The following is a 24123-nucleotide window of genomic DNA, read 5'->3' on the forward strand; positions in this document are numbered from 1 at the left end:
GTCCCGTAAACATTATTTGCCGTTGAACAAATGGCGTCGACCGATTCGCGACTCAGGCGGCGATCGATGCCCGCGGTCCACCCTGGTCGGACAGCCGGTCGGCGAGCATCGAGTGGGTGGCCCGCACCCGGACCAGCTCCGCGGGGTCGCAGGCGGTGACCACGACCGCCTCCCCGTCGTCAGCGGCCCGCACCAGCGGCCGGCCCTGCGGATCGTAGACGGCGGCACCGCCGTTGAACCGCCACCGGGTGGCGGCACCGACCGGATTGGCGAAGACCACGTACATGCCGTTGTCCAGCGCCCGGGCCGGATAGTAAAGATCACGGCGGTGCTCCGAACCGCGTTCGTATCCACTCGGGCAGAGATAGGCGTGGGCACCGTCGGCCGCCGCCGCCCGGCCGTGCTCGGGAAAACAGCCGTCGTAACAGATGCCGAGCCCGAGCCGCCAGCCGTCGACGGTCAGCGTCGCGCCGCGTACGCCCGGGGTGAACAGCGCCTTCTCGTACGGGCCGCACAGATGCTGCTTGTCGTAGCCGGCGTTGACCGTCCCGGCCCGGTCCACGACCAGCGCCGAGCAGGTACGCCGGTCGTCGGGGTGCCGTACCGCCGCCCCGACCACGACCACCGCGCTCCCGTCCCGGGCGGCCGAACGCAGCGGCTCCAGCCGGGCGTCGTCGACCAGCCCGACACCGTCGGCGGCGACATCGGTCGCCGGATCGGCCAGCGTCGGCGGATGGTAGGCGGGCAGGAAAAGCTCGGGGAGTACGACGACCGTCGCGCCCCGCGCGGTCGCCTCCCGGACCAGCCGGGCCGCGGTGGCGGCGTTGCCGGCCAGGTCGCCGGGCACCGCCTCGGCCTGCCCGGCCGCCACGGTCAACGCCTCGGCCGGCACCGGATGAGCGGGGGCGCCCATCGGCGCGGAGGCGGTCACGCCGACAGGATATCGACGCAGGTCCGCCGCGCCGCGCCCGCGCTGCCAAGCCGTACGTACGGATTGCATGGTGACCCACCGGCGTGACACGATCGTCGCGTGCCCAGGGTGAGCCAGGACCAGCTCGACGCGCGCCGCCAGGAGATCCTCGCCGCGGCCCGGGCCTGTTTCGCCCGCCTCGGCTACGAGGGCGCGACGGTGCGCCGGCTCGAAGAGCAGACCGGGCTCTCCCGCGGTGCCATCTTCCACCACTTCCGGGACAAGGACTCGCTCTTCCTCGCCGTCGCCGAGGACGACGCCGCCGAGATGGCCGAGACGGTCGCCCGCAACGGTTTGGTGCAGGTGATGCGCGACCTCCTCGACCGGGCCCAGTCACCGGACACGACCGGCTGGCTCGGCACCCAGCTCGAGGTGTCGAGGCGGCTGCGCACCGATCCGGCCTTCGCCCGGCGGTGGGCCGAACGCTCGGCCAGCATCGCCGGCGCCACCCGCGAAAGGCTCGCCCGCCAGCGCGACGCCGGCGTGCTCCGCGACGACGTGTCGATCGAGGTGCTGGCCCAGTTCCTCGAGCTGGCGTACGACGGGCTGGTGCTGCACCTGGCGATGGGCCGGCCGGCCGGCGACCTCGGCGCGGTCCTCGACCTCGTCGAGGAGGCCGTCCGCCGGGCGTCGGTGAAGGGCTGACCCGGACCGGGGTGGCACGGGCCGGACACAATGAGGCCGCGGACCCCTGACGCGACTGGAGTTGCACGATGGAAGTTCCAGCCACCCCTGCTGACACCTGGGGCATCCCGAGTACCACCTTCCTGCTGATCTTCTTCTTCACCGCGACCACGCTGGTCACGCTCGCCGTCGTACACCGGCTGATCCTCTTCGCCGGCCGCCGGGACGTGCCGCCCGCGCAGCTCGGTCCGCAGCAGGCGGCCTACCTCAACGGCGGCGACCGGCTCGCCGTCTACTCGTCGCTCGCCGCCCTGCGCAGCGCCGGCGTGATCGGGGTGGCGAAGGACCGCACCCTCGCCGTCGGCGGCCAGCTACCGCTCGGCGCCACGCCGCTGGACACCGCCGTCTACAACGCCGCCCAGAAGCGGATCAAGTCCCGGCAGCTGCTGGCCGACAGCTTCGTCGCCCGGGCCCTCGACCAGCTCCGCGAGTCGCTGGAGCAGCAGGGGCTGGCGCCGAGCGCGGGCACCCGCCGGGCCGCCCGGATCGTTCCGGCGGTCATGCTGGCCCTGGTCCTCGTGGGCGTCGTCCGGATCTTCGCCGGTCTCGCCAACGACCGTCCGGTCGGCTTCCTCATCCTGTTGACGGTGCTCTACGCGCCGGTCGCGATCGTCTTCCTCAGCGTCGTACCGCGCCGCACCCGGGCCGCCCGGGCCGCGCTGAGCCAACTGCGGGTCCAGCACGTGCACCTCTCGCCCAGGACCGCCCCCGCCTACGCCACGTACGGCGCGGCCGGCGCCGCGATGGGGGTCGCCCTCTTCGGGGCGGCGTCACTGTGGGCACTCGACCCGGCATTCGCCGCCGACGCGGAGATCCAGCGCAACTACGCCAGCGCCGGAGGTGGCAGTGGCTCCTCGTGCAGCGGCGGGTCCTCTTCGGACGGTGGTGGCGGCGGCTCGTGCGGCGGCGGGGGTGGCTGTGGCGGATGCGGAGGCTGCGGCGGATGACCGGGGCGTACGGCGTCGGCATCGGCTGGCGGCCGGAGATATCCGGGTTCGTCGCCGGCCTGCCCGGCCTGCGGTTCGTCGAGGTCGTCGCCGAGTCGCTGCCCCACAGCGGACCGGCCCCGGCCGCGCTCGCCGACCTGCGGGCCCGTGACGTCGCCGTCGTCCCGCACGGCGTACGACTCTCCCTCGGCGGCGCCGAACCCGTCGATCCGGCCCGGGTCGCCCACCTCGCCCACGCCGCCGCCCTCGTCGACGCACCACTGGTCAGCGAACACATCGCCTTCGTCCGGGCCGGCGACGTTGAGGCCGGTCACCTGCTGCCGCTGCCCCGCAGCCGGGAGGCCGTCGCCGCGGTGGTCGGCAACGTCCGCCGTACGCAGGCCGAACTTCCCGTACCCATCGCCCTCGAACCGATCGCCGCCATCTTCGACTGGCCCGACGACGAGCTGACCGAGGCGCAGTTCATCACCGAGATCCTCGACCAGACCGGCGCCCTGCTGCTGCTCGACATCGCCAACGTCTACGCCAACGCCCGCAACCGGGACACCGACCCGGTGGACCTGCTCGACCGGCTGCCGCTGGACCGGGTCGCGTACGTGCACGTCGCCGGGGGCGCCGACCACGGCGGCGTCTACCACGACACGCACACCGATCCGATCCCGGCCGAGGTGCTCGATCTGATCGGCGAACTCTGCGCCCGGCACCGGCCGCCCGCGCTGCTGCTCGAACGCGACGGCAACTACCCGGCCGGTGACGTGCTACGCGCCGAACTCGACGCCGTCGCCACCGCCTCCGGCTATCCCACCGTCACATGACCGCCGGCTCCGTCCAGCCGGGTGGCGGCCCCGCGCCGCTGCCGCCACCCGCGCCGGCAGCGTCCCACCCACCGGGATCGGTCCAGCACGGCGACCTGGCCGCCCGGCAGGCCGAACTGGTGGCGGCTCTGGTCGCCGGGGCGCCCGTACCGGCGGGGTTCGACGAACGGCTCGTCGGCATCGCCCGCGGCGCGCTGCTGCGCAAGCGGGCCGGCGACGTCGCCCGGCACTGGCCGCTGCTCGCCGCCGGGCTCGGCACCGACTGGACGGCGACGTTCGCCCGCTTCGCCGCCACCCGGCCGACCCGGGGCTCGTTGCGCGACGGCTGGGACCTGGCCCGGGACCTGCACGCCGCCGCTCGGCTCACCGGGCCGGCCCGGGACGAGTTGGCCGCCCGCGAGGCGACCTGGCACTACCGCGGGACCGACGCCCCCCGCCCGCGCCGGCTTCCGGCGCTGCGCCGCGGCGACGGCACCGTCGTAATCCAGTTCGCCGGTCGGGTGCACACCCTGACACTGCCCGGCGCAACGGATCGGTCGTCATGATCGTCTGCTGTTCAGGCACCTCCGGGGCGGCGTGTCGACTGTCTGAACAGCAGACGATCGAGGCCACCCGGCCGCCGGGTGGCGCAGCGGGTCCGGCCACCGGGTGCGCGGTCAGCCCGGCCGTCAGCCGCCGGGGCAGCGGTTATCGCTGCCGCTGAGCGGCACGCAGTGACCGGGCGGCGGAGGCGGTGCCTGCGGGCCGGGATCGGCGTCCCGCACGGTCAGGGCACAGCCGGCCAGGGCCAGCCCGGCGAGCGGCACCGCGACGACGCCGTACCCGATGGCGGTGCGGCGCAGCCCACCGACCGCCGCCACGACCGCGGTGAGGACGGGCCCCACGAAGAGGGTGAGACAGAAGTACATGGCGAGCGTGTAGCTGCGCTGGACACGGTCCGCGGCGGCGGCTTCGTCGGCGTCGTTGTAGCTGGCCGCCCAGGACTCCAAGCCGACCCCGATGTACAGGTAGGCGACCAGCACCAGCGCGGCCAGCCAGGCCAGGGTCAGGAGCAGTACGGCGGCGCCCGGCCATCCCGGACGCTGCCGTACCCCCGTCGGCATCCCATCCATGCCGCCGACGCTATGTGGTGCCCGCCGACCGGCACCGCCGCACCGCGCCCCGGCGGCACCGGGTACGCGTACTCTTGCCCGGCCCGGCGGCTACGAGGTCGGGCCGAGGGCGTCGCCGGACACGTAGTCGCGGGTCGGGACGGTGACCACCGGCTCGGGGTCGTCGACGTAGCGCGGCGGCGAGTCGGCGACCGCGAACTGGGTCCGGTAAAGCTCGGCGTACAGGCCGCCAGCGGCCACGAGTTCATCGTGCCGGCCACGCTCCACGATCCGGCCCCCGTCGAGCACCAGGATCTCGTCGGCCTCGCGCACCGTCGACAGCCGGTGTGCGATCACCAGCGCCGTACGCCCCGACAGCGCGGTCGTCAGCGCCCGCTGCACGGCCGCCTCGGACTCCGAGTCGAGGTGTGCGGTTGCCTCGTCGAGGATCACGATCGACGGGGCCTTGAGCAGCATCCGGGCGATCGCGATGCGCTGCTTCTCGCCGCCGGAGAACCGGTAGCCGCGCTCCCCCACGGTCGTCTCGAGGCCGTCGGGCAGGGAGCGGACGAGGTCGGCGACCTGGGCGCCACGTAGGGCGGCCCACATCTCGTCCTCGGTGGCGTCGGGTTTGGCGTAGCGCAGGTTCTCGGCGATCGACTCGTGGAAGAGGTGCGCGTCCTGGGTGACGACGCCGATGGTGTCGCGCAGCGAGTCGAGCGTGGCGTCGCGCACGTCGACCCCGCCGACCAGGACGGCACCGTCGGTGACGTCGTAGACCCGGGAGACGAGCATCGAGGTGGTCGACTTGCCGGCGCCGGACGGGCCGACCAGGGCGACCATCCGGCCGGGCCGGACGGTGAAGCTGACCCCGCGCAGCACCGGGTCGGACTCGGTACGGTCCAGCGCCGCGACGCTCTCCAGCGAGGCGAGCGAGACCTCGGCCGCGCTCGGGTAGCGGAACCAAACGTCGCGGAACTCCAGATGCCCGGATCCGGCCGGGATCTCGGCGGCGTCGGCCCTCTCGGCGATGGCCGGCTTCAGGTCGAGCACCTCGAAGACCCGGTCGAACGAGACGAGCGCGCTCATCACGTCGACGCGCACGTTCGACAGCGCGGTCAGCGGCCCGTAGAGGCGGGTGAGCAGGAGGGCGAGGGTCACCACGGTGCCGGCGCTGACCGAGCCGGTGACGGCGAGCCAGCCGCCGAGGCCGTAGGTGAGCGCCTGCGCCAGCGAGGCGACCAGCAGCATGGCGACGAAGAAGGTGCGGGAGTACATCGCCGACTGGATGCCGATGTCGCGGACCCGTTCGGCGCGCTGCTCGAAGCGTCGCGCCTCGATCTCGGGCCGGGCGAAGAGCTTGACCAGCAGCGCGCCGGCGACGCCGAACCGCTCGGTCATCGTGGCGTTCATCTTCGCGTCCAGGTCGTAAGACTCCCGGGTGATCTCGGCCAGCCGGCGCCCGACCCGGCGCGCGGGCAGGATGAAGATCGGCAGGAGGACCAGGGACAACGCGGTGATCTGCCACGACAGGGTGAACATGACCGCGGCGGTCAGCACGAGCTGGATGACGTTGCTGACCACGCCGGACAGGGTCGAGGTGAAGGCCCGCTGGGCCCCCAGTACGTCGTTGTTGAGCCGGCTGACCAGGGCGCCGGTCTGGGTGCGGTTGAAGAACTGCAACGGCATCCGCTGCACGTGGTCGTAGACCCGGCTGCGCAGGTCGAGGATGATGCCCTCGCCGATCCGGGCGGAGAACCAGCGCTGCACCAGTTGCAGGACCGCGTCGGCGATCGCCAGGCCGGCGATGAACAGCGCGAGCCGGACGACCGTGGCCCCGGCCTCCGGGCCGCCGCCGGTGATGGTGTTGATGACGTCGCCGGCGAGGACCGGGGTGGCGACCCCGATGACGGCGGCGATGACCACGGTGACCAGGAAGACGGTGATGTCGACCCGGTAGGGCCGGGCGAAGGCGACAATGCGTCGGGCGGTCCCCCGGGTCAGCCGGTGCTTGTCGACCGCGTCCTTGTCGCGCATCGAGCGCAGCATGTTCCAACCGCCCATGCCGCCGCCCGCCCCGGACATCGCGTGGGTCACCGGCACCTCCGTCGTCTGTGGGTCGGGTCCAGTTTTCCCGACACCTACGACAACCCGGGAAACAACCCGTTCCTTCCGCATCCGCCCTGTCGGCATGATCACGCACCGCTGTCCGGCCGTGGCTAGACTTGCCACCCGCCCGAGCCATCGCCCTGATCCCGTTGGAGACCCCGTGACCGACCGCGCCGCCGGTCTGGGCGCGCTGTGCGTCCTGGCGGCCTCGCTGCTGTGGGGCACCACCGGCACCGCGGCGAGCCTCGCCCCGGCGGTCGGGTCGCTGGCCATCGGTGCCGCGGCGATGGGCGTCGGTGGCCTGCTCCAGGCTCTCGTCGCCGCCGGTCACCTGCGTCGCGACCGGATGCGGCTGCGCGCCCGGTGGCCGGTCGTGCTGGCCGGTGCGGTGTCGGTCGCCGTCTACCCGCTGGCCTTCTACACCTCGATGCGGCTGGCCGGCGTGGCGGTGGGCACCGTCGTCTCGATCGGCTCCGCGCCGCTGGCCTCGGCCCTGATCGAGCGGGTCGCCGACGGCCGCCGGCTCTCCGCGCGCTGGCTGGCCGGGGCCGGGCTGGGCCTGGCCGGAACGGTGCTGCTCTGCGTGGCCCGGGCGGCGGGCGGCGCGGACGCGACGGCTCCCCGGCCGGTGGCCGGGACCGTACTCGGCCTGCTCGCCGGGCTCACCTACGCGCTCTACTCGTGGACCGCGCACCGGCTGATGGCCGGCGGCCTCTCCTCGCGGGCCGCGATGGGGTCGACCTTCGGCCTCGGTGGGCTGCTGCTGATGCCGGTCCTGGTCGCGACCGGTGGCCCGTTCCTCGACTCGGGTCGGCACCTGGCGGTCGGCGCCTATCTGGCGGTCGTGCCGATGTTCGCCGGCTATCTGCTCTTCGGCTGGGGGCTGGCGCGCGTACCGGCCAGCGCCGCGACGACCCTGTCGCTCTTCGAACCGGCGGTCGCGGCCGTGCTCGCGGTGCTCGTCGTCGGCGAGCGGCTGCCGGGCCCGGGCTGGTTCGGTGTCGGCCTGGTCGGCGCCTGCCTGGCCGTGCTCACCGTCCCGGTCCGCCGGCGGCGGGTCACCGGTACGGCCGCTCCGGCGGTGGAGCCGGATTCCCGGCCGGAACCGGTCCGCTGAGGGCCGGGGCGCACCCGCTAGTCGGCGGTGCCGGCGAGATCGCGCAGGCGACGGGTCTGTGCCTCCCGTTCGGCCCGCTGCTGGTCGGCGGGTGACCGGCCGGCCGCGCCGGCGAGCAGTGCCTTGATCTCGACGACCGCGTCCCGGTTGCCGGCGAGGATCGCCGCGGTCAGGTCGCGTACGGCGGCGTCGAGGTCGGCGCGGGGCACGACCACGTTGGCCAGGCCGAGCCGGTCGGCCTCGGCGGCGTCGATCCGCCGCCCGGTCACGCAGATCTCCAGGGCACGGGCATAGCCGACCAGGTCGACCAGTCGCTTCGTGCCGGCCAGGTCGGGTACGAGCCCGAGGGTGACCTCGGCCATCGAGAGCTTCGCGTCGTCGGCGAGGACCCGCAGGTCGCAGGCGAGCGCGAGCTGGAATCCGGCGCCGATGGCGTGCCCCTGGACCGCCGCGACCGAGATCAGGTCAGGGCGGTGCAGCCAGGTGAACCCGGCCTGTAGTTCGGCGATGCGGTCGGCGCACGCCTCGGGCGACATCCGGGCCAGTTCGGCGAACGAGCCGCCACCGGAATCAGGGTCGGCGCCGCCGGCCACCGACAGGTCGAGGCCCGCGGAGAAGGCCCGGCCCTCGCCGCGGACCACGACCACGCGTACGTCGCCGGCGAGCTGCCGGGAGAATTCGCGCAGCGTCTCCCACATCGCGGGCGTCTGCGCGTTGAGCACGTCGGGCCGGCACAACGTCACTGTCGCGACCGGCCCGTCGCGGTCGAGTCGCACTCCGCTCGCTGTGCTCACCGGGGGATCCTGGCGTGGGCGGAGGCGGGAGAGGCTGAAGAGCTGGTCACGCCTTCTTACGACGACGGGCGCCGCCGCGCTGACGCAACTGCACTCCGGACTCGGTGAGCACCCGGTGCACGAACCCGTAGGAGCGGCCCGTGGAGACCGCCAGGGCACGAATGCTCTCTCCCGAGGTGTACCGCTTTACAAGGTCCTTGGCGAGCGTCTGACGCTCGGCCCCGACGATCCGGCGACCCTTCTCAGTGCTGGTGGCTGTGCCAGTGGCTGCCATGTTGGAATCCTCACGTCCCAGACTGTGCGGTTCGATGCGGTCCCACCTATTAGACCGCCTCGAACGATCATGCGCCAGATACCATCTGTTCGCCAACCGACACGCGCGTCACTGTCGGCTACCCGATACCTGTATCGCAGTGAGCGCAAGTGTGCCCACCCCACTGAAATTTCACCAGACACACGGTGGTCACCCACATCCCGTACGCGGAACGCTCCGGTCAGGCCAGCTCCACCAGTTCCAGCAGGTCGTCGCTCCAGGCGTCCTCGTCACCGTCGGGCAGCAGGATGGCCCGGTCGGGCTTGAGCGCCGTCACCGCGCCCGGATCGTGGGTGACCAGCACGATCGCCCCCGGATAGTTGGCGATCGCGTCCAGCACCTGTTCCCGGCTGACCGGGTCGAGGTTGTTGGTCGGCTCGTCGAGCAGCAGCACGTTGGCGCCCGAGCAGACGAGCGTGGCCAGTGCCAGCCGGGTCTTCTCACCGCCGGACAGCACCCCGGCGGGCTTGTCGACGTCCTCGCCGGAGAACAGGAACGCACCGAGGATCTTGCGAAGTTCGGTGTCGGTCTGCTCCAGCGCCGCGCTGCGCATGTGGTCGAGCACCGTACGGTCGACGTCGAGCGTCTCGTGTTCCTGCGCGTAGTAGCCCAGCCGTAGGCCGTGCCCGGCCCGTACCTCACCGGTGTCGGGCTCCAGCAGGCCGCCGAGCATCCGCAGCAGGGTGGTCTTGCCGGCACCGTTGAGCCCCAGGATGGCGACCCGGGAGCCGCGGTCGACCGCGACGTTGACGTCGGTGAAGATCTCCAACGAGCCGTACGACTTCGACAGGCCGGTCGCGGTCAGCGGGGTCTTGCCGCAGGCGGCCGGGGACGGGAACCGTACCTTGGCGACCTTGTCGGAGACCCGGACCTCCTCCAGCCCGGACAGCAGCCGCTCGGCGCGCCGGGCCATGTTCTGCGCGGCGACGGTCTTGGTGGCCTTGGCCCGCATCTTGTCGGCCTGCGCCATCAGCGCGCCGGCCTTCTTCTCGGCGTTGGCCCGCTCGCGGCGGCGCCGCCGCTCGTCGGTGTCGCGCTGCTCCAGGTAGGTCTTCCAGCCGACGTTGTAGGTGTCGACCACCGACCGGGTCGCGTCGAGATACCAGACCCGGTTGACCACCGCGTCCAGCAGCGACACGTCGTGGCTGATCACCACCAGGCCGCCCTTGTGCCCGGCGAGGAAGCCGCGCAGCCAGGTGATCGAGTCGGCATCGAGGTGGTTGGTCGGCTCGTCGAGCAGCAGGATGCCGCCGCCGTTCTCGCCGGCGTCGCGGAAGAGGATCCGGGCCAGCTCGATGCGCCGGCGCTGACCGCCGGACAGGGTGCCGATGGTCTGGGCGAGGACCCGGTCGGGCAGGCCGAGGTTGGCGCAGATCCGGGCCGCCTCGGCCTCGGCGGCGTACCCGCCGAGCGAGGCGAACTGGTCCTCCAGCGCCCCGTAGCGGCGGACGAGCCGGTCGTCGCCGCCGTCGGCGAGCTGCTGCTCGACCTCCTTCATCCGGGCCATCAGCACGTCGAGGCCACGGGCGGACAGCACCCGGTCGCGCGCGGTGACCTCGAGATCACCGGTACGCGGGTCCTGCGGCAGGTAGCCGATCGCGCTGCGCCGGTCGATCTGGCCGGCGTACGGGGTGCCCTCACCGGCGAGCACCTTCAGGGTGGTGGTCTTGCCGGCGCCGTTGCGGCCCACGAGGCCGATCCGGTCACCGGGTTGCACGCGCAGCGTGGTGTCGGACAGCAGGATGCGGGAGCCGGCGCGCAGTTCCAGACCGGTTGCAGTGATCATTTCGAAGGGCTCGCTCTCGATGGCGCGGAAAGGCTGACTCGGGCACGCGGAAGCGCCGGCGGGTATTTGACCCGTCGGCGCGGGGCGGTTCAGCCTTGGCAGAGCAGCACGGCGAAAAGTGTACCGGGTGGCGGGAGCGCCCTCCCAGCGGATTGTCAGGCAAGATCATCGGGTAGTGGGCGAAGCAGTGGCACCATGACGATTCGAACGGTGCCGGGATTGGCTGGAGTCGTCATGAGCGACTGCGGACGGAGTGGGCGATCGTCATGAGCCAGGACAACGAGCGAATCATCAGACTCAGTCGACGACATGGCGACTGCGAGCGGAGCGAGCAGGCGTCGTGGAGCTGAACGAGAACGCGCGGATCGACACCAGCCAGATCGAGGACCGGCGGGGCGCTGGCGGGGGCGGAGGCGGCGGGGGCATCGGCGGCCTGCCGATCCCGCTGCCGGGCGGCGGTGGCGGCAAGGGCGGCCTGGTCGTTCTCATCGCCGTCGTCGTGTTCACGCTCATCGGCGGCGGCTTCGGCCTCAACGCGCTGACCGGTGGCGAGGAGCAGGGCGACAACGCGGCCATCGACCAGCGGTGCGCGGCCGACGACGCGCTACGCCAGCTCGACTGCCGCAACACCCTCTACGTCAACTCGGTGCAGGCGTACTGGCGTACCGCGCTGCCGCAGCACTTCGGCCGGCAGTACCAGCCGGCGGACACCGTCTTCTTCGAGCGGGCGGTCAACACCGGCTGCGGCACCGCGGACTCCGGCGTCGGCCCGTTCTACTGCCCCGCCGACCGCAAGGTCTTCATCGACCTGACCTTTTACCGGGTGCTCGCCGACCAGCTCGGCGCCGGCGGCGAGTTCGCGCAGCCGTACGTCGTCGCCCACGAGTACGGCCACCACGTGCAGACCCTGCTCGGCACCGAGGCGCAGATGCGCCGCCAGCAGCAGCGTGACCCGCGCAACGCCAACGAGCTGTCGGTGCGCCTGGAGCTGCAGGCCGACTGCTACGCCGGCGCGTGGGCGAAGAACGCGACCGGCACCGCCGACGCGCAGGGGCAGCGGATCTTCACCAGCATCACCGACCAGGACATCCGTGAGGGTCTGGACACCGCGGCCGCGATCGGCGACGACACGATCCAGGGGCGGTCCGGCGGGCGGATCGACGAGTCGTCGTTCACCCACGGCACGGCGGCGCAGCGGCAGGAGTGGTTCGGCCGCGGCTACCAGACCGGCGACCCGACCTCCTGCGACACCTTCGGCGGGGCCATCTGACGGGCCGCGCCCCGCGCGGAAGGCCGTGCCAGGTCGCGGGCCGCGCCCCGCGCGGAAGGCCGTGCCAGGTCGCGGGCCGCGGCACCCGTCACGGGTCGCGGACGAGGACGCGTACCGCGCGGGCGGCGGCCACCGCGTCGACCAGCACCGCGCGCCGGGGCTCGGGTACGTCGAGCAGCCGGTCGGACCGCAGCGGCAGCAGCGGCGCCAGCCGCCGGTCTTCGAGGATCGTGTCGACCGTACGCCGGTCGCCGCCGCAGACGAGCGCGGCCAGCGTGCCGGCGGCCGGCAGGAGCAGCCGTACGGCGATGTCGCTCGCCCCGGCCGCGGCCGCCTTCGCCTGGTTGTCGCGGCGGCGGGCGAACCGCTGCTGCGACCAGCCGCCGGCGGCGGTGCGGCTCTGCACGTAGCTGGTGTCGACCTTCGACTCGACCAGCCGGGTGCCGTCGGCGACGCCGACCGCCACCGCCGCTTTGCGGGCGAGCAGCAGGCCGATCCGGCGGGCCGCCCCGGCCTCGGCCACGAACCCCGGCAGGTCGGCGGTGCCGGCCGCGCCGGGCGGCGGGTGCAGTTCGGCGGTGGCGCCGTCCGGGGCGGTCAGCAGCAGGCCGTACCCGGTGGGTTCGGCGGCGGGCGGACCGTGCCGGGCGGTGAAGTTCTCCAGCCAGCGGGCCAGCCGGCCGGGGTCGACGTCGACCCAGCGGCCGCCGCCGGCGGCCGGCCGGGCGGTCACCCGGCCCCCTCGCCCCGCGCGGTGCCGGCCCGACCCGGCCGGCGCGCGCCGGTCCGTACGGTCATGTCCACCTCCGGATGATCGTCCATCCGGTCGACGGTACCGGGCCGCCCGGATGGCAGGATCTAGCCATGGTCAACGCGGCACCACCCCTGGCCAGCGAGGTGCTGGCCCGGCTGACGACGGTGTACGCCGCTGCCGCCGATCCGGCCCGCGGGGCGCAGATGGCCGCGTACATGCGTGACCGGTTCCCCTTCCTGGGCATCCAGGCGCCGGCCCGGGCGGTTCTGGGCCGGCAGGTCCTGGCCGGGCTCGGCCGGCCGGACGAGGCTGACCTGCGGGCGGTCGCCGTCGGCTGCTGGGCGCTGCCGGAACGCGAGTACCAGTACTTCGCCTGCGACTGGCTGCGCCGGCACGCCCGGGTCTGCTCGGCCGGGTTCCTGTCGACCGCCCGCGAACTGATCACCACGAGGTCGTGGTGGGACACCATCGACCCGCTGGCGGTGCACCTGGTCGGGCCACTTGTCGCCGCGCATCCGGAGCTGGTGCCGGCGATGGACGGCTGGATCGGCGACGACGATCCGTGGCTGGTGCGTACGGCGGTCCTGCACCAACTGGGCTACCGGGAGGCGACCGACGCCGGGCGGCTGTTCCGGTACTGCGTACGGCAGGCCGGCCACCCCGACTTCTTCGTCCGCAAGGCGATCGGCTGGGCGCTGCGCGAATACGCCCGCACCGACCCGGAGGCGGTCCGCGCCTTCGTGGTCGCCCACCGGTCGCGGCTGGCGCCGCTGTCGGCGCGTGAGGCGCTGAGGAACATCGGCTGAACGCCGCCGGGCCGGATGATCCAGTTCGTGCCGGCGCGCAGCGACGCTGAGCCGGGCAGGTCTGCTGTCGCGGCCGACAGCGATACCCGTCCCCGGCGGTCGACGCCGGCCAGGCTGGTCACCGCCGGCCCGTCACGGCCCGGCCCGTCGCCGCCGACCCGGGACCGGTCCGCGTCGGCGGGGTGATCACGCCGCGGATGCTGGCCGGGGTGCCGTGGCCGGCCAGCACCGAAAAATCGATCGGGCGCCGGGCAGGCTCGCCCGGCGCCCGATCGCTATACGTCAGACGTTGAAGCCGAGAGCCCGCAGCTGGTCGCGGCCCTCGTCGGTGATCTTGTCGGGCCCCCACGGCGGCAGCCACACCCAGTTGATCCGGAAGTCCTGCACCAGGCCGCCACCCGGACCGGTGGTCAGCGCCTGCCGGGTCTGGTCCTCGATCACGTCGGTCAGCGGGCAGGCCGCCGACGTCAGCGTCATGTCCAGGGTCGCCACGTTCTCGTCGTCGACGTGCACCCCGTAGACAAGGCCGAGGTCGACGACGTTGATGCCGAGCTCGGGGTCGACGACGTCCTTCATCGCCTCTTCGACATCGGCGATCGCCGCTTTCGAAACCTCCGCCGGGGCGGTCGCCACCCCCGGCGTCTCCGCCGGCGTCGTGGCGCCGGTTTCGTCCGTGCTCATGCTTTCACCTCCGGGCTCGCGCCCACACCGGCGCGCGCCGCCGCGTCCTTGAACGCCATCCACGGCAGCAGCGCGCATTTGACCCGGGCCGGGTAGCGGGCAACGCCCGCGAACGCCACCCCGTCGCCCAGTACTTCCTCGTCGGGGGTGACCTGGCCACGCCCGGACAGCAGCTCCACGAACGCCTCGTGGACCGCGAACGCGTCGGCGGCGCCCCGGCCGGAGAGCAGCTCGTGCAGCACGCTCGCCGAAGCCTGGCTGATCGAGCAGCCCATGCCGTCGTACGAGATGTCGCCGAGCACGTCGCCGTCGACGGCGACCCGGATTGTCACCTCGTCGCCGCAGGTCGGGTTGACGTGGTGCGCCTCGCCACCGTACGGCTCGCGCAGGCCGCGCCCGTGCGGGTGCTTGTAGTGGTCCAGGATGATCTCCTGGTAGAGCTGGTCGAGCTGCATCAGCCGAACACCTTCCGCACCTGGTCGAGGCCGCGCACCAGGGCGTCGACCTCGTCCGTGGTCGTGTAGAGGTAGAACGACGCGCGGGTCATCGCCGGTACCCCGTAGCGCACGCACAGCGGTCGGGCGCAGTGGTGGCCGACCCGGACCTCGATCCCGTGCGCGTCGAGCACCTGGCCGACGTCGTGCGGGTGCACCCCGTCGAAGCCGAACGACAGCGTGCCGCCCCGCCCGACCGGGACCTTCGGCCCGAAGATCCGCAGGCCGGGCACGGTCGACAGCGCGTCGAGCGCGTACGCGGTCAGCTCCTTCTCGTGCCACTGGACCGCCCGCATCCCGACCGCGGACAGGTAGTCGACGGCCGCGCCGAGACCGACCGCCTCGGCGATCGGCGGGGTGCCGGCCTCGAACTTCGCCGGTGCCGCCGCGAACGTCGACCGCTCCAGCGTCACCGTCTCGATCATCGACCCGCCGCCGAGGAACGGCGGCATCGCGTCGAGCAGTTCCGCCCTCCCCCACAGCGCGCCGATGCCGGTCGGCCCGCACATCTTGTGCCCGGTGAAGGCCAGGAAGTCGACGCCGAGGTCGGCGACGTCGACCGGCAGGTGCGGCACCGCCTGCGACGCGTCGAGCATCACCAGGGCGCCGACCTCGCGGGCCCGGGCGGTGATCGCCGACGTCGGGTTGACCGTGCCGAGCACGTTGGAGACCAGCGCGTACGACACCAGCCTGGTGCGCTCGTTGACCAGCTCCTCGAGCTGGGTCAGGTCGAGCCGGCCGGCCTCGGTGACCCGGAACCAGCGCAGCGTCGCTCCGGTGCGCTGGCACAGCAACTGCCACGGCACGATGTTGGAGTGGTGCTCCATCTCGGAGATCACCACCTCGTCGCCGGGGCCGAGCCGGAACCGCGGGTCGGCGGCCGGGTCGACCGAGGCGTTGGAGAAGGCGTACGCCACCAGGTTGATCGACTCGGTGGCGTTCTTGGTGAACACCACCTCGTCGGGGCTGGCGGCGCCGATGAACGTCGCCACCTTCGCCCGGGCGCCCTCGTACGCCTCGGTCGCCTCGGTGCCGACGGTGTGCACCGACCGGGACACGTTGCCGTTGTGCCGCTCGTTGTGCCCGCGGATCGCGTCGAGCACCTGGCGGGGCCGCTGCGAGGTGGCCCCGCTGTCCAGGTAGACCAGCTTGTGCCCGTTGACCTGGCGGTCCAGGATCGGGAAGTCGGCGCGGATCTTCTCGACGTCGAAGCGCGGCACGTCGTCGTGCTGCGGCATGCCCGGCGGGATGGCGATGACGGTCATCGGGACTTCTCGCGGACCGGCGCTCAGGCCGCCGCGCCGGCGCCGGCGACGTAGCGCTCGTAGCCCTCGGCCTCGAGCTTCTCGGCCAGCTCCGGGCCGCCCTCCTCGACGATCCGGCCGGCGACGAAGACGTGCACGAAGTCCGGCTTGATGTAGCGCAGGATCCGGGTGTAGTGCGTGATCAGCAGCAGGCCGGTGTCACCGGTCGACCGCACCCGGTTGACGCCCTCGCTGACCACCCGCAGGGCGTCGATGTCGAGGCCGGAGTCGGTCTCGTCGAGGATCGCCACCTTCGGCTTGAGGAGTTCGAGCTGCACGATCTCGTGCCGCTTCTTCTCGCCGCCGGAGAAGCCCTCGTTGACGTTGCGCTGGGCGAACGACGGGTCCATCTGCAGGCGCTCCATGGCGCCACGCAGCTCACCGGCCCAGGTGCGCAGCTTCGGCGCCTCGCCGTCGACCGCGGTCTTCGCCGTACGCAGGAAGTTGGCGACCGAGACGCCGGGCACCTCGACCGGGTACTGCATGGCCAGGAAGAGGCCGGCGCGGGCCCGCTCGTCGACGGTCATCGCCAGGACGTCGTCGCCGTCGAGGGTCACCGTGCCGCCGGTGATCTCGTACTTGGGGTGGCCGGCGATCGAGTAGGCCAGCGTCGACTTGCCGGACCCGTTCGGGCCCATGATGGCGTGGGTCTCCCCCGCCTTCACGGTCAGGTTCACCCCGGCCAGGATCGGCTTCAGCTCGCCCTCGGGCAGCTTGACCGACACCTGTAGGTCACGAATCTCCAGAACGCTCATGGTGCCGTTACTCCATTGGTGGGCGTGAGACTGACGTAGATGTCGCCGTCGCGTACGTCGACGGGATAGACGGGTACGGGTTCGGTGGCGGGCAGCCCGGTGGGCTCGCCGGTACGCAGGTCGAAGCGCGAGCCGTGCAGCCAGCACTCGATCGTGCAGCCGTCGATCTCCCCCTCGGACAGCGCGACCGCGGCGTGCGAGCACTCGTCGTACACCGCGTGGAACTCGCCGTCCTCGGTGTGCACGACGGCGATCTCGGTGCCGTCGACGTCGGCGCGTACGGCGCTGGCCTTCGGAATGTCCTCGACGGCGCAGATCCGGATGAAGTCCGACATCAGGCTCCCGCCCGCGCCAGCCGGTCCTCGATCGCCTGGCCGAGCCGCTCGCGCAGCTCCTCGACCGGAATCTTGTTGATCAGCTCGGCGAAGAAGCCGCGGACCACGAGCTTGCGGGCCTCGGCCTCCGGAATGCCCCGGGCCATCAGGTAGAACAGGTGCTCGTCGTCGAACCGGCCGGTCGCGCTGGCGTGTCCGGCGCCGGCGACCTCACCGGTCTCGATCTCCAGGTTGGGCACCGAGTCGGCCCGCGCCCCGTCGGTGAGCAGCAGGTTCCGGTTGATCTCGTACGTCTCGGTGCCGGTCGCCTCGGCCTGGATCAGCACGTCGCCGACCCAGACGGTGTGCGCCCCGTCGCCCTGCAACGCCCCGCGGTAGCCCACGTCGCTGCGGCAGTCGGGCACCGTGTGGTCGACCAGCTGCCGGTGCTCCAGGTGCTGGCCGGCGTCGGCGAAGTAGAGGCCGTACAGCTCGGCCTCACCGCCGCGACCGGTGTATTCGACGCTGGTGAACTGCCGGACCAGGTCGCCGCCGAGGGTCACCTGCACGTGCGTCACCCGCGCGTCGCGGCCGAGCCGGACCTTGACGTGCTGGGCCTGGACCGAGTCGGCGGCCCAGTCGGTGACCGTCACCAGGGTGAGCTTCGCCCCGTCGGCGACCGCCACCTCGACGTTGTCGGCCAGCGTCGCCGAACCGACGTGCTCCAGCACGAGCGTGACCTCGGCGAACCGGCCGACCTCGACGAACGTGTGCCCGAAGGCGACGCCTTCGGCGCCGCCGCCGACCACCTTGACCAGTGCCGGCTCGGTGACGACCGCGTCGGCGTCGACGGTGACCAGCAGCGCCTGACCGGCGCCGCCGTGGGCGAGCGCGCTGATCCGGTCGAACGGTGTCAGCACGCTGCCGATCCGCGGGTCGGTCCGGTCGACGGTGGACACGCCGACCCCCGCCGGCAACTGGCCGTACTCGTGCTCGACCTTCACGGTCGCCGCCGGCACCCCGGTGGCCAGGCCGCGCAGGCGCTTGAGCGGCGTGAACCGCCACTCCTCCTCCAGGCCGGTCAGGGCCGGGAAGTCCGCGACGTCGTACGAACGCAGCGCCTGCGACTTGGTCTTGGGCGGCGCGATGGCTTCGGTTGTCATCTCGTCCTTGGTCTCGTCTCGCGAAAGGTGACCGGTGCGGGCGGCGTCAGCCGACCGCGCCCTCCATCTGCAGCTCGATCAGACGGTTGAGCTCCAGGGCGTATTCCATCGGCAGTTCCTTGGCGATCGGCTCGATGAAGCCACGCACGATCATCGCCATCGCCTCGTCCTCGCTCAGGCCACGGCTCATCAGGTAGAAGAGCTGGTCGTCGCTGACCTTGGAGACGGTCGCCTCGTGTCCCATCGCCACGTCGTCCTCGCGGATGTCGACGTAGGGGTAGGTGTCGGACCGGGAGATGGTGTCGACCAGGAGCGCGTCGCACTTCACCGTCGACCGGCTGTGGTGCGAGCCCTCCAGGACCTGGATCAGACCCCGGTACGACGTGCGGCCACCGCCGCGGGCGATCGACTTGGACACGATCGTGCTGGAGGTGTGCGGGGCGGCGTGCACCATCTTGGCGCCGGCGTCCTGATGCTGGCCCTCGCCGGCCATCGCCACGGAAAGCACCTCGCCCTTGGCGTGCGGGCCGGTCATGTAGACGGCGGGGTACTTCATGGTCACCTTGGACCCGATGTTGCCGTCGATCCACTCCATGGTCGCGCCCTCGTGGCAGACCGCCCGCTTGGTGACCAGGTTGTAGACGTTGTTCGACCAGTTCTGGATGGTCGTGTAACGGCAGCGGGCGTTCTTCTTCACGATGATCTCGACGACCGCGCTGTGCAGCGAGTCGGACGAGTAGATCGGCGCGGTGCAGCCCTCGACGTAGTGCACGTAGGCACCCTCGTCGACGATGATCAGGGTCCGCTCGAACTGGCCCATGTTCTCGGTGTTGATCCGGAAGTACGCCTGCAGCGGGATCTCGACGTGCACGCCCTTCGGCACGTAGATGAACGAGCCGCCGGACCACACCGAGGTGTTCAGCGCGGCGAACTTGTTGTCGCCGACCGGGATCACGGTGCCGAAGTATTCCTTGAAGATGTCCTCGTGCTCCTTGAGGGCGGTGTCGGTGTCGAGGAACACCACACCCTGCTCCTCGAGGTCCTCGCGGATCTTGTGGTAGACGACCTCGGACTCGTACTGCGCCGCGACACCGGCGACCAGGCGCTGCTTCTCGGCCTCGGGGATGCCCAGCCGGTCGTACGTCGCCTTGATGTCCTCGGGCAGGTCCTCCCAGCTGGCGGCCTGCTTCTCGGTGGAGCGGACGAAGTACTTGATGTTGTCGAAGTCGATGCCGGACAGGTCGGCGCCCCAGTGCGGCATCGGCTTGCGGCCGAAGAGCCGAAGCCCCTTCAGGCGCAGGTCGAGCATCCAGGCGGGCTCGTTCTTCTTGGCGGAGATGTCACGCACCACCGCCTCGTTGAGGCCACGCTGGGCGGATGCCCCGGCCACGTCGGAGTCGGCCCAGCCGTATTCGTACTTGCCCAGGGCGGCGAGGTGCTCCTCCTGGGTGACGACGGGCTGGACGATCTGCTCGGTCATCTATCTGTCCTCACAGGGTTGGCAGTGGTGTGCGGTCCACCCGGCTGGGCCGGGATGTGCGTCGTGCACACCCCGTCGCCGTGGGCGATCGTGGCAAGGCGCTGCACGTGGGAACCGATCAGGCGGGAGATGACCGCGGTCTCGGCCTCGCACAACTGGGGAAACTCGGCGGCCACATGGGCCACCGGGCAGTGGTGCTGGCACAACTGGCCGCCCGAGGCGATCGTGGACGCGTTGGCAGCGTAGCCCTCGGCGGTCAGCACCGTGGCGAGGGCCTCGGCCCGGGCCAGCGGGTCGTCGCCGGCGTCCTCCATCGCCGTGCGGCAGCGTGCCTCCAGGTCGGCGACCTGCTCGGCGGCGAACGAGTCGACGGCCTCGGCGCCCCCGGTGCGGGCGATCCAGCGCAGCGCCGCGGTGGCCATCCCGTCGTAGGTGTGCCGGCCGCAACGCAGCCGCGCCGCGTCGGTCAGCACGAAGACCTTGGCCGGGCGGCCCCGGCCCCGGTGCCCGCGCACCGACTGCTCGCGGGCGACGACGTCGCCGTCGGCGAGCAGGGCGTCGAGGTGCCGGCGGATCGCGGCCGGGCTGAGTCCCAGCTCGGCGCCGAGCTGGGCGGCGGTGGCCGCGCCGTGGGCCAGCAGGAGCTGGAGGACCCGGTCGCGGGTGCGCCCGTCGGCGGTCGGCGCGGATGCGGCGGCGCCGGCGGCCGGCTCGGCCGTCGGGATGTGCGCCCCTGAGGCGCTCGCGGACACCGCCACCGCGTTTTTCACAACGGCAACGTTACGTAATTCGCCCCGGACCCGCAACCGACTGCCGGTGATCCACACCACCCTGGCCACCGGGCCGCGCGGAGGACCGAAAACTACAGAACGTAGGATTGCCGCCGTGACCCAATCCGCCCGGTTTACGGTGCGCCCGTCGCTGGTCCGGCGGATCGCGCTGGCCTCGATCATCGCCAACGTCGGAATCGTCGTCACCGGCGGGGCCGTCCGGCTGACCGCGTCGGGGCTCGGCTGCCCGACCTGGCCACGCTGCACCGACGAGTCGTACGTCTCCACCGCCGAGATGGGCATCCACGGCGTCATCGAGTTCGGCAACCGGCTGCTCAGCTTCGCGGTCGGCTTCGTGGCCCTGGCCGCGCTGATCGCCGTGCTGCTGCACCGGCCGCGCCGGCGCTCGCTGGTGCTGCTCGCCCTGGCCGTGCTCGTCGGCATCGTCGTACAGGCGGTCATCGGCGGCATCACCGTGCACACCGACCTGCACCCGATGATCGTCGGCATCCACTTCGTGGGCTCGATGGCGCTGCTGGTGCTGACGTACGCGCTGTGGCGGCGGATCGGCGAGTCCGACGGGCCGAAGGTACGCACCGTACCCGGGCCGATGTACGCGCTGGTCTGGATCACCACGGCGGTCAGCGCCGCGGTGATCGTGATCGGCACGCTGGTCACCGGCAGCGGACCGCACGCCGGCGACGCCGACGCGCAACGCAACGGCCTGGACCCGGAGACGATCTCGCAGGTCCACGCCGACCTGGTGTTCCTGCTCATCGGCCTCACGGTGGCGCTGTGGCTGGCCCTGAAGGCCGTCGGCGCCCCGCCGGGGGCCGTCCGGGCGGCCGCGATGCTGCTGGTCGTCGAACTCGCGCAGGGTGTGCTCGGCTTCGTGCAGTACCTCACCGACCTGCCGGTGCTGCTGGTCGGACTGCACATGCTCGGGGCCTGCCTGGTCTGGCTGGCCACCCTGGCGGTGCTCTGGTCGACCCGGGAACGCCCGCCGGTCGGGCCGGTCACCGCCCCGCCGGCCGGCCCCGGCGACCCGGCGGCCCGGGCCGACCGGGAACTCGCACCGGCCGGCTGACCGGCCCTCCCGGTACACGGGCGCGGCCGGTCGCTCCGACGGTGCGTCAACCCGGCCGCCACCCCCGCGCCCTTCGTGACGTGGCGGTGGTGATCGTCAGCTGTTCCGCCGTGGTCCGTACGGCGGGTCGAGCTGCTGGGCAGCAGATGATCACAGGTGCCCAGGCGGTCAGCCGGCCGGTCAGCCCAGCCGGCCGACGACCGCGTCGGCGAAGCGCTCGGCGGCGCCGTCGGCGTACGGGAAGAACAGCGACGGCTCGGTCAGCTCCAACTCGACCAGCAGCGGGCTGCCGTCGGCGTCGGGAATCAGGTCGACCCGGGCGTAGAGCAGCCGGTCCGGCCCACCCGGCACCAGGTCGAGCACCCGGGCGGCGACGGCCAGTTCGGCCGCGGTGGCGGTACGCGCCGAGATCTTCTCCTCCTTGTACAGCTCGTCGCCGCCGAGGTCGGGTCCGGTCAGCATCGCCCCCTTGCGGATGCTGTGGCTGAACGTGAGCCCGTCCGGCCCGTTCAGGAACACCAGTGCCGCCTCACCGACCGTGTCGACCGCCGACAGGTAGGGCTGCACCATGGTGAGCCGTCCGGCCGCGCCGAGGCGGGCGGCGTGCGCCGCCGCGAGCCGCCGGTGCTCGGCGTCGCCGAGCAGGTAGCGGCCGGTGTCCCGGCTGCCGGCGCTGACCGCCGGCTTGACGACGTATTCCCCGGTGGACGGGGGCGACCAGGTGTCGGCGGGTTCCAGCCAGGTGGTGGCGACCACCGGTGCCCCACCGGCGGCCAGCTCGCGCAGGTAGCGCTTGTCGGTGTTCCAGGCCACGACGTCGGCCGGGTTGGCCAGTCCGGGCACGGTGGCCGCCCAGGCGACGAACTCGTCGCGGCGCGCGACGTAGTCCCACGGCGAACGCAGTACGGCGAGGCCGTAGCCGGCCCAGTCGACGTCGGCGTCCCAGGACACCATGTCGACGGCCACGCCCCGCCGGACCAGGGCGTCGTACGCCGGGCGGTCGTCGGGGTCCAGGTCGGGAAGTTCGGCGCAGGTGACGAAGGCGACCCGGGAGTCCCGGGCCGCCTTCAGCGGAGTATCAGATTGGATCATGGTCCCTAGCGTGACATGGCCCGGCGGCCCATCGAACGCCACAGGTCGTTGCTGGGGCGCATCTGGTCCATCAGCTCCCGCTCCCACTCGTTCTCCACCTCGACGCCAGCGGTCGCGCACGCCTGCCGGGCGACATTCGTGTCGGTGGCGAACTGGTCCCCCCAGACCCCGTCCTGCCCCACCAGCACGATCCGTGCCCCGCGCTTGCCCACGTACTCGATGACCGCCTTCGCCCCGCCGTGCTCGGCGACGAATGACTTCAAACCGGTGACGAGGCCCGCGGGGGTCTGGATCGGAGCGGTCGTCAGGGTCGTATCGGAACCATCTGCCATGACGCGAGCGTAAGCAGACCGGCAACGACACGCGCAGAAACGAGGCGGTGTTTGTGATGCCCATTACCTCGATGTTTAGGACGCCACGCCGCTGTTCTGGGTGGATTTTTCGTGACAAACCGGTTGATACCGAGTGACCAAAACGGGCACTGATTAACTCGTGTCACATGTTGGACAAGCGGGCGGAACAATCAGGCGGTTCAGCGCCGGACAGTGGCAGAACGGACAGCCTCAGAGCAGGGCGTCGAGGGCCACCGCGATGAACAACACCGTCAGGTAGGTCGTCGACCAGTGGAACAGCCGCATCGGCCGCAACGGCTCGCCCCGCCGGGAACGACCGACCAGGCGGTGCGCCTCGAGCAGGAAGATGCCGCCGAGCACCACCGCGGTCGCGCCGTAGATCGGCGACATCCCGAGCGGCCAGACGACCAGTGAGGCGGCCACGGTGAGCCAGGAGAAGAGCAGGATCTCGGCGTTGACCCGGCGGGCCGAGGCGACCACCGGCAGCATCGGGATGCTGGCCCGCGCGTAGTCGTCCTTGTATTTGATGGCCAGGGCGTAGAAGTGCGGCATCTGCCAGAAGAACACCACCGCGAACAGCGCCCACGCCGCCGGCGACAGCGACCCGGTCACCGCCGCCCAGCCGATCAGCACCGGCGCCGACCCGCACACCCCGCCCCAGAACGTGTTCATCGGCGTGGTGCGCTTGAGCCACATCGTGTAGACGAGGTCGTAGTAGGCGATCGCGCCGAGCGTCAGCAGCGTCGCCAGCCAGTTGGTGAAGACCGCCATGATCGTCACCGACACCGCGGCGAGCACCAGCCCGAAGACCAGCGCCTGCTTCGGCGCCACCACGTGGGTCGGCAGCGGCCGGCGCTTCGTCCGCCGCATCAGCTGGTCGATGTCCCGGTCGATGTAGCAGTTGAGCGCGTTGGCCGCGCCCGCCGCGAGCGAGCCGCCGACCAGCACGACGGCGACCAGCCACAGCGACGGCAGGCCACCGGCCGCCAGCATCATCGCCGGCACGGTGGTCACCAGGAGCAGTTCGACGATGCGGGGCTTGGTCAGCGAGACGTACGCCCGGACCACCCCGGCGACGTCGCGGCCCCGCGCCCGACCGGCGGGAGTGCCGTCGACGGCCGCCCCCTCCCCCGTGACCGGCCCGGCGCCGATCTGGGCACCAGACGCCCTACCG

At 72.2% G+C, this 24123-nt stretch carries 26 protein-coding genes; 8 read left to right on the forward strand and 18 right to left on the reverse strand.

All coding sequences use genetic code 11. The annotated features are described in order from the left end of the window. Positions 1 to 52 precede the first annotated feature (52 nt). Positions 53 to 931, reverse strand: coding sequence for a carbon-nitrogen hydrolase family protein (locus AB0M79_RS19395; protein ID WP_364215258.1), 879 nt, complete (start codon positions 929 to 931; stop codon positions 53 to 55). 99 nt (positions 932 to 1030) lie between these two features. Here AB0M79_RS19395 and AB0M79_RS19400 point away from each other — a divergent pair, with 99 nt between their 5' ends. The 4 genes from AB0M79_RS19400 to AB0M79_RS19415 all read left to right on the forward strand — a co-directional run bounded on the left by AB0M79_RS19400 (position 1031) and on the right by AB0M79_RS19415 (position 3961). Continuing rightward, complete coding sequence (locus AB0M79_RS19400) at positions 1031 to 1615, forward strand: helix-turn-helix domain-containing protein (protein ID WP_357539621.1); 585 nt, start codon at positions 1031 to 1033, stop codon at positions 1613 to 1615. Between the two features lie 68 nt (positions 1616 to 1683). Beyond that, positions 1684 to 2601: a TIGR04222 domain-containing membrane protein gene (locus AB0M79_RS19405; RefSeq protein ID WP_364215262.1), complete on the forward strand. Its 918-nt coding sequence runs from the start codon at positions 1684 to 1686 to the stop codon at positions 2599 to 2601. Further along, the gene (locus AB0M79_RS19410) at positions 2598 to 3416 is read left to right on the forward strand and encodes a DUF692 domain-containing protein (protein WP_364215265.1); all 819 of its coding nucleotides are present in this window, start codon (positions 2598 to 2600) and stop codon (positions 3414 to 3416) included. The genes AB0M79_RS19405 and AB0M79_RS19410 overlap by 4 nt, the downstream gene beginning before the upstream one ends. After that, entirely contained in the window at positions 3413 to 3961 is a 549-nt protein-coding gene (locus AB0M79_RS19415; RefSeq protein WP_364215268.1) for a hypothetical protein, read from the forward strand. Before AB0M79_RS19410 ends, AB0M79_RS19415 begins: the two co-directional genes overlap by 4 nt. Before the next feature lie 123 nt (positions 3962 to 4084). Here the strand turns inward: AB0M79_RS19415 and AB0M79_RS19420 are convergent, their stop codons facing one another. Both AB0M79_RS19420 and AB0M79_RS19425 read right to left on the reverse strand, forming a co-directional pair. Continuing rightward, on the reverse strand, positions 4085 to 4528 hold the full coding sequence (locus AB0M79_RS19420) for a DUF6234 family protein (RefSeq protein ID WP_364215271.1): 444 nt from the start codon (positions 4526 to 4528) through the stop codon (positions 4085 to 4087). A gap of 90 nt (positions 4529 to 4618) precedes the next feature. After that, complete coding sequence (locus AB0M79_RS19425; protein ID WP_364215607.1) at positions 4619 to 6592, reverse strand: ABC transporter ATP-binding protein; 1974 nt, start codon at positions 6590 to 6592, stop codon at positions 4619 to 4621. A 184-nt stretch (positions 6593 to 6776) separates the two neighbouring features. Here AB0M79_RS19425 and AB0M79_RS19430 point away from each other — a divergent pair, with 184 nt between their 5' ends. Next, entirely contained in the window at positions 6777 to 7733 is a 957-nt protein-coding gene (locus AB0M79_RS19430) for an EamA family transporter (protein WP_364215274.1), read from the forward strand. Positions 7734 to 7750: 17 nt separating this feature from the next. Here AB0M79_RS19430 and AB0M79_RS19435 read toward each other — a convergent pair whose 3' ends face one another. From AB0M79_RS19435 to AB0M79_RS19445, 3 genes are all read right to left on the reverse strand, one after another. Further along, the gene (locus tag AB0M79_RS19435) at positions 7751 to 8527 is read right to left on the reverse strand and encodes an enoyl-CoA hydratase/isomerase family protein (protein ID WP_357539634.1); all 777 of its coding nucleotides are present in this window, start codon (positions 8525 to 8527) and stop codon (positions 7751 to 7753) included. A 46-nt stretch (positions 8528 to 8573) separates the two neighbouring features. After that, positions 8574 to 8801 carry a helix-turn-helix domain-containing protein gene (locus tag AB0M79_RS19440; RefSeq protein WP_212820725.1) on the reverse strand — a complete coding sequence of 76 codons (228 nt, stop codon included), beginning with the start codon at positions 8799 to 8801 and terminating at the stop codon, positions 8574 to 8576. A 220-nt stretch (positions 8802 to 9021) separates the two neighbouring features. Continuing rightward, a complete protein-coding gene (locus AB0M79_RS19445) occupies positions 9022 to 10626 on the reverse strand; it encodes an ABC-F family ATP-binding cassette domain-containing protein (RefSeq protein WP_364215279.1) in 1605 nt (534 codons plus the stop codon). Positions 10627 to 10966: 340 nt separating this feature from the next. Here AB0M79_RS19445 and AB0M79_RS19450 point away from each other — a divergent pair, with 340 nt between their 5' ends. Next, a complete protein-coding gene (locus AB0M79_RS19450; RefSeq protein WP_364215282.1) occupies positions 10967 to 11896 on the forward strand; it encodes a neutral zinc metallopeptidase in 930 nt (309 codons plus the stop codon). 88 nt (positions 11897 to 11984) lie between these two features. Here the strand turns inward: AB0M79_RS19450 and AB0M79_RS19455 are convergent, their stop codons facing one another. Continuing rightward, positions 11985 to 12629 carry an acVLRF1 family peptidyl-tRNA hydrolase gene (locus AB0M79_RS19455; protein ID WP_364215285.1) on the reverse strand — a complete coding sequence of 215 codons (645 nt, stop codon included), beginning with the start codon at positions 12627 to 12629 and terminating at the stop codon, positions 11985 to 11987. 131 nt (positions 12630 to 12760) lie between these two features. On the opposite strand from AB0M79_RS19455, the gene AB0M79_RS19460 reads away from it, so the two are divergent. Further along, positions 12761 to 13456, forward strand: a complete 696-nt coding sequence (locus AB0M79_RS19460; protein ID WP_364215288.1) for a DNA alkylation repair protein — start codon at positions 12761 to 12763, stop codon at positions 13454 to 13456. 282 nt (positions 13457 to 13738) lie between these two features. Here AB0M79_RS19460 and AB0M79_RS19465 read toward each other — a convergent pair whose 3' ends face one another. Genes AB0M79_RS19465 through AB0M79_RS19500 form a run of 8 tightly spaced genes read right to left on the reverse strand, consistent with a single transcriptional unit; the run spans position 13739 to position 20372 of the window. Beyond that, on the reverse strand, positions 13739 to 14137 hold the full coding sequence (locus tag AB0M79_RS19465) for a metal-sulfur cluster assembly factor (protein WP_357539644.1): 399 nt from the start codon (positions 14135 to 14137) through the stop codon (positions 13739 to 13741). After that, the gene (gene sufU, locus AB0M79_RS19470; protein ID WP_364215292.1) at positions 14134 to 14592 is read right to left on the reverse strand and encodes a Fe-S cluster assembly sulfur transfer protein SufU; all 459 of its coding nucleotides are present in this window, start codon (positions 14590 to 14592) and stop codon (positions 14134 to 14136) included. The genes AB0M79_RS19465 and sufU overlap by 4 nt, the downstream gene beginning before the upstream one ends. Continuing rightward, complete coding sequence (locus AB0M79_RS19475; protein ID WP_364215295.1) at positions 14592 to 15896, reverse strand: cysteine desulfurase; 1305 nt, start codon at positions 15894 to 15896, stop codon at positions 14592 to 14594. Before AB0M79_RS19475 ends, sufU begins: the two co-directional genes overlap by 1 nt. A 23-nt stretch (positions 15897 to 15919) precedes the next feature. Next, on the reverse strand, positions 15920 to 16690 hold the full coding sequence (sufC, locus tag AB0M79_RS19480; RefSeq protein ID WP_212820745.1) for a Fe-S cluster assembly ATPase SufC: 771 nt from the start codon (positions 16688 to 16690) through the stop codon (positions 15920 to 15922). Beyond that, the gene (locus AB0M79_RS19485) at positions 16687 to 17025 is read right to left on the reverse strand and encodes a non-heme iron oxygenase ferredoxin subunit (RefSeq protein ID WP_357539652.1); all 339 of its coding nucleotides are present in this window, start codon (positions 17023 to 17025) and stop codon (positions 16687 to 16689) included. The genes sufC and AB0M79_RS19485 overlap by 4 nt, the downstream gene beginning before the upstream one ends. After that, on the reverse strand, positions 17025 to 18167 hold the full coding sequence (gene sufD / locus AB0M79_RS19490; protein WP_364215299.1) for a Fe-S cluster assembly protein SufD: 1143 nt from the start codon (positions 18165 to 18167) through the stop codon (positions 17025 to 17027). Before sufD ends, AB0M79_RS19485 begins: the two co-directional genes overlap by 1 nt. 46 nt (positions 18168 to 18213) lie before the next feature. Next, a complete protein-coding gene (gene sufB, locus AB0M79_RS19495) occupies positions 18214 to 19647 on the reverse strand; it encodes a Fe-S cluster assembly protein SufB (protein ID WP_357539656.1) in 1434 nt (477 codons plus the stop codon). Beyond that, complete coding sequence (locus tag AB0M79_RS19500) at positions 19644 to 20372, reverse strand: metalloregulator ArsR/SmtB family transcription factor (RefSeq protein ID WP_364215610.1); 729 nt, start codon at positions 20370 to 20372, stop codon at positions 19644 to 19646. Before AB0M79_RS19500 ends, sufB begins: the two co-directional genes overlap by 4 nt. Positions 20373 to 20532: 160 nt before the next feature. On the opposite strand from AB0M79_RS19500, the gene AB0M79_RS19505 reads away from it, so the two are divergent. Next, on the forward strand, positions 20533 to 21504 hold the full coding sequence (locus AB0M79_RS19505) for a COX15/CtaA family protein (protein ID WP_364215302.1): 972 nt from the start codon (positions 20533 to 20535) through the stop codon (positions 21502 to 21504). A 180-nt stretch (positions 21505 to 21684) separates the two neighbouring features. Here the strand turns inward: AB0M79_RS19505 and AB0M79_RS19510 are convergent, their stop codons facing one another. The 3 genes from AB0M79_RS19510 to AB0M79_RS19520 all read right to left on the reverse strand — a co-directional run bounded on the left by AB0M79_RS19510 (position 21685) and on the right by AB0M79_RS19520 (position 24101). Further along, positions 21685 to 22596: a hypothetical protein gene (locus AB0M79_RS19510; protein ID WP_364215305.1), complete on the reverse strand. Its 912-nt coding sequence runs from the start codon at positions 22594 to 22596 to the stop codon at positions 21685 to 21687. Between the two features lie 5 nt (positions 22597 to 22601). Continuing rightward, complete coding sequence (locus AB0M79_RS19515; protein ID WP_364215308.1) at positions 22602 to 22928, reverse strand: hypothetical protein; 327 nt, start codon at positions 22926 to 22928, stop codon at positions 22602 to 22604. A 231-nt stretch (positions 22929 to 23159) separates the two neighbouring features. Further along, positions 23160 to 24101 (reverse strand): heme o synthase, encoded by a 942-nt coding sequence (locus tag AB0M79_RS19520; RefSeq protein ID WP_364215612.1) that lies wholly within the window; start codon positions 24099 to 24101, stop codon positions 23160 to 23162. Positions 24102 to 24123 lie beyond the last annotated feature (22 nt).

This window comes from Polymorphospora sp. NPDC051019 (genome assembly GCF_040683055.1).
Lineage (GTDB): Bacteria > Actinomycetota > Actinomycetes > Mycobacteriales > Micromonosporaceae > Polymorphospora > Polymorphospora lycopeni.

Bases quoted from the DNA above. Each gene is read 5' to 3' on its own strand.
- AB0M79_RS19445 (WP_364215279.1), bottom strand. From the start codon at position 10,626: ATGATCACTGCAACCGGTCTGGAACTGCGCGCCGGCTCCCGCATCCTG.
- sufC (WP_212820745.1), bottom strand. From the start codon at position 16,690: ATGAGCGTTCTGGAGATTCGTGACCTACAGGTGTCGGTCAAGCTGCCC.
- AB0M79_RS19485 (WP_357539652.1), bottom strand. From the start codon at position 17,025: ATGTCGGACTTCATCCGGATCTGCGCCGTCGAGGACATTCCGAAGGCC.
- AB0M79_RS19460 (WP_364215288.1), top strand. From the start codon at position 12,761: ATGGTCAACGCGGCACCACCCCTGGCCAGCGAGGTGCTGGCCCGGCTG.
- AB0M79_RS19465 (WP_357539644.1), bottom strand. From the start codon at position 14,137: ATGAGCACGGACGAAACCGGCGCCACGACGCCGGCGGAGACGCCGGGG.
- AB0M79_RS19440 (WP_212820725.1), bottom strand. From the start codon at position 8,801: ATGGCAGCCACTGGCACAGCCACCAGCACTGAGAAGGGTCGCCGGATC.
- AB0M79_RS19415 (WP_364215268.1), top strand. From the start codon at position 3,413: ATGACCGCCGGCTCCGTCCAGCCGGGTGGCGGCCCCGCGCCGCTGCCG.
- AB0M79_RS19425 (WP_364215607.1), bottom strand. From the start codon at position 6,592: ATGTCCGGGGCGGGCGGCGGCATGGGCGGTTGGAACATGCTGCGCTCG.
- AB0M79_RS19405 (WP_364215262.1), top strand. From the start codon at position 1,684: ATGGAAGTTCCAGCCACCCCTGCTGACACCTGGGGCATCCCGAGTACC.
- AB0M79_RS19410 (WP_364215265.1), top strand. From the start codon at position 2,598: ATGACCGGGGCGTACGGCGTCGGCATCGGCTGGCGGCCGGAGATATCC.
- AB0M79_RS19515 (WP_364215308.1), bottom strand. From the start codon at position 22,928: ATGGCAGATGGTTCCGATACGACCCTGACGACCGCTCCGATCCAGACC.
- AB0M79_RS19510 (WP_364215305.1), bottom strand. From the start codon at position 22,596: ATGATCCAATCTGATACTCCGCTGAAGGCGGCCCGGGACTCCCGGGTC.
- sufD (WP_364215299.1), bottom strand. From the start codon at position 18,167: ATGACAACCGAAGCCATCGCGCCGCCCAAGACCAAGTCGCAGGCGCTG.
- sufB (WP_357539656.1), bottom strand. From the start codon at position 19,647: ATGACCGAGCAGATCGTCCAGCCCGTCGTCACCCAGGAGGAGCACCTC.
- AB0M79_RS19475 (WP_364215295.1), bottom strand. From the start codon at position 15,896: ATGACCGTCATCGCCATCCCGCCGGGCATGCCGCAGCACGACGACGTG.
- sufU (WP_364215292.1), bottom strand. From the start codon at position 14,592: ATGCAGCTCGACCAGCTCTACCAGGAGATCATCCTGGACCACTACAAG.
- AB0M79_RS19420 (WP_364215271.1), bottom strand. From the start codon at position 4,528: ATGGATGGGATGCCGACGGGGGTACGGCAGCGTCCGGGATGGCCGGGC.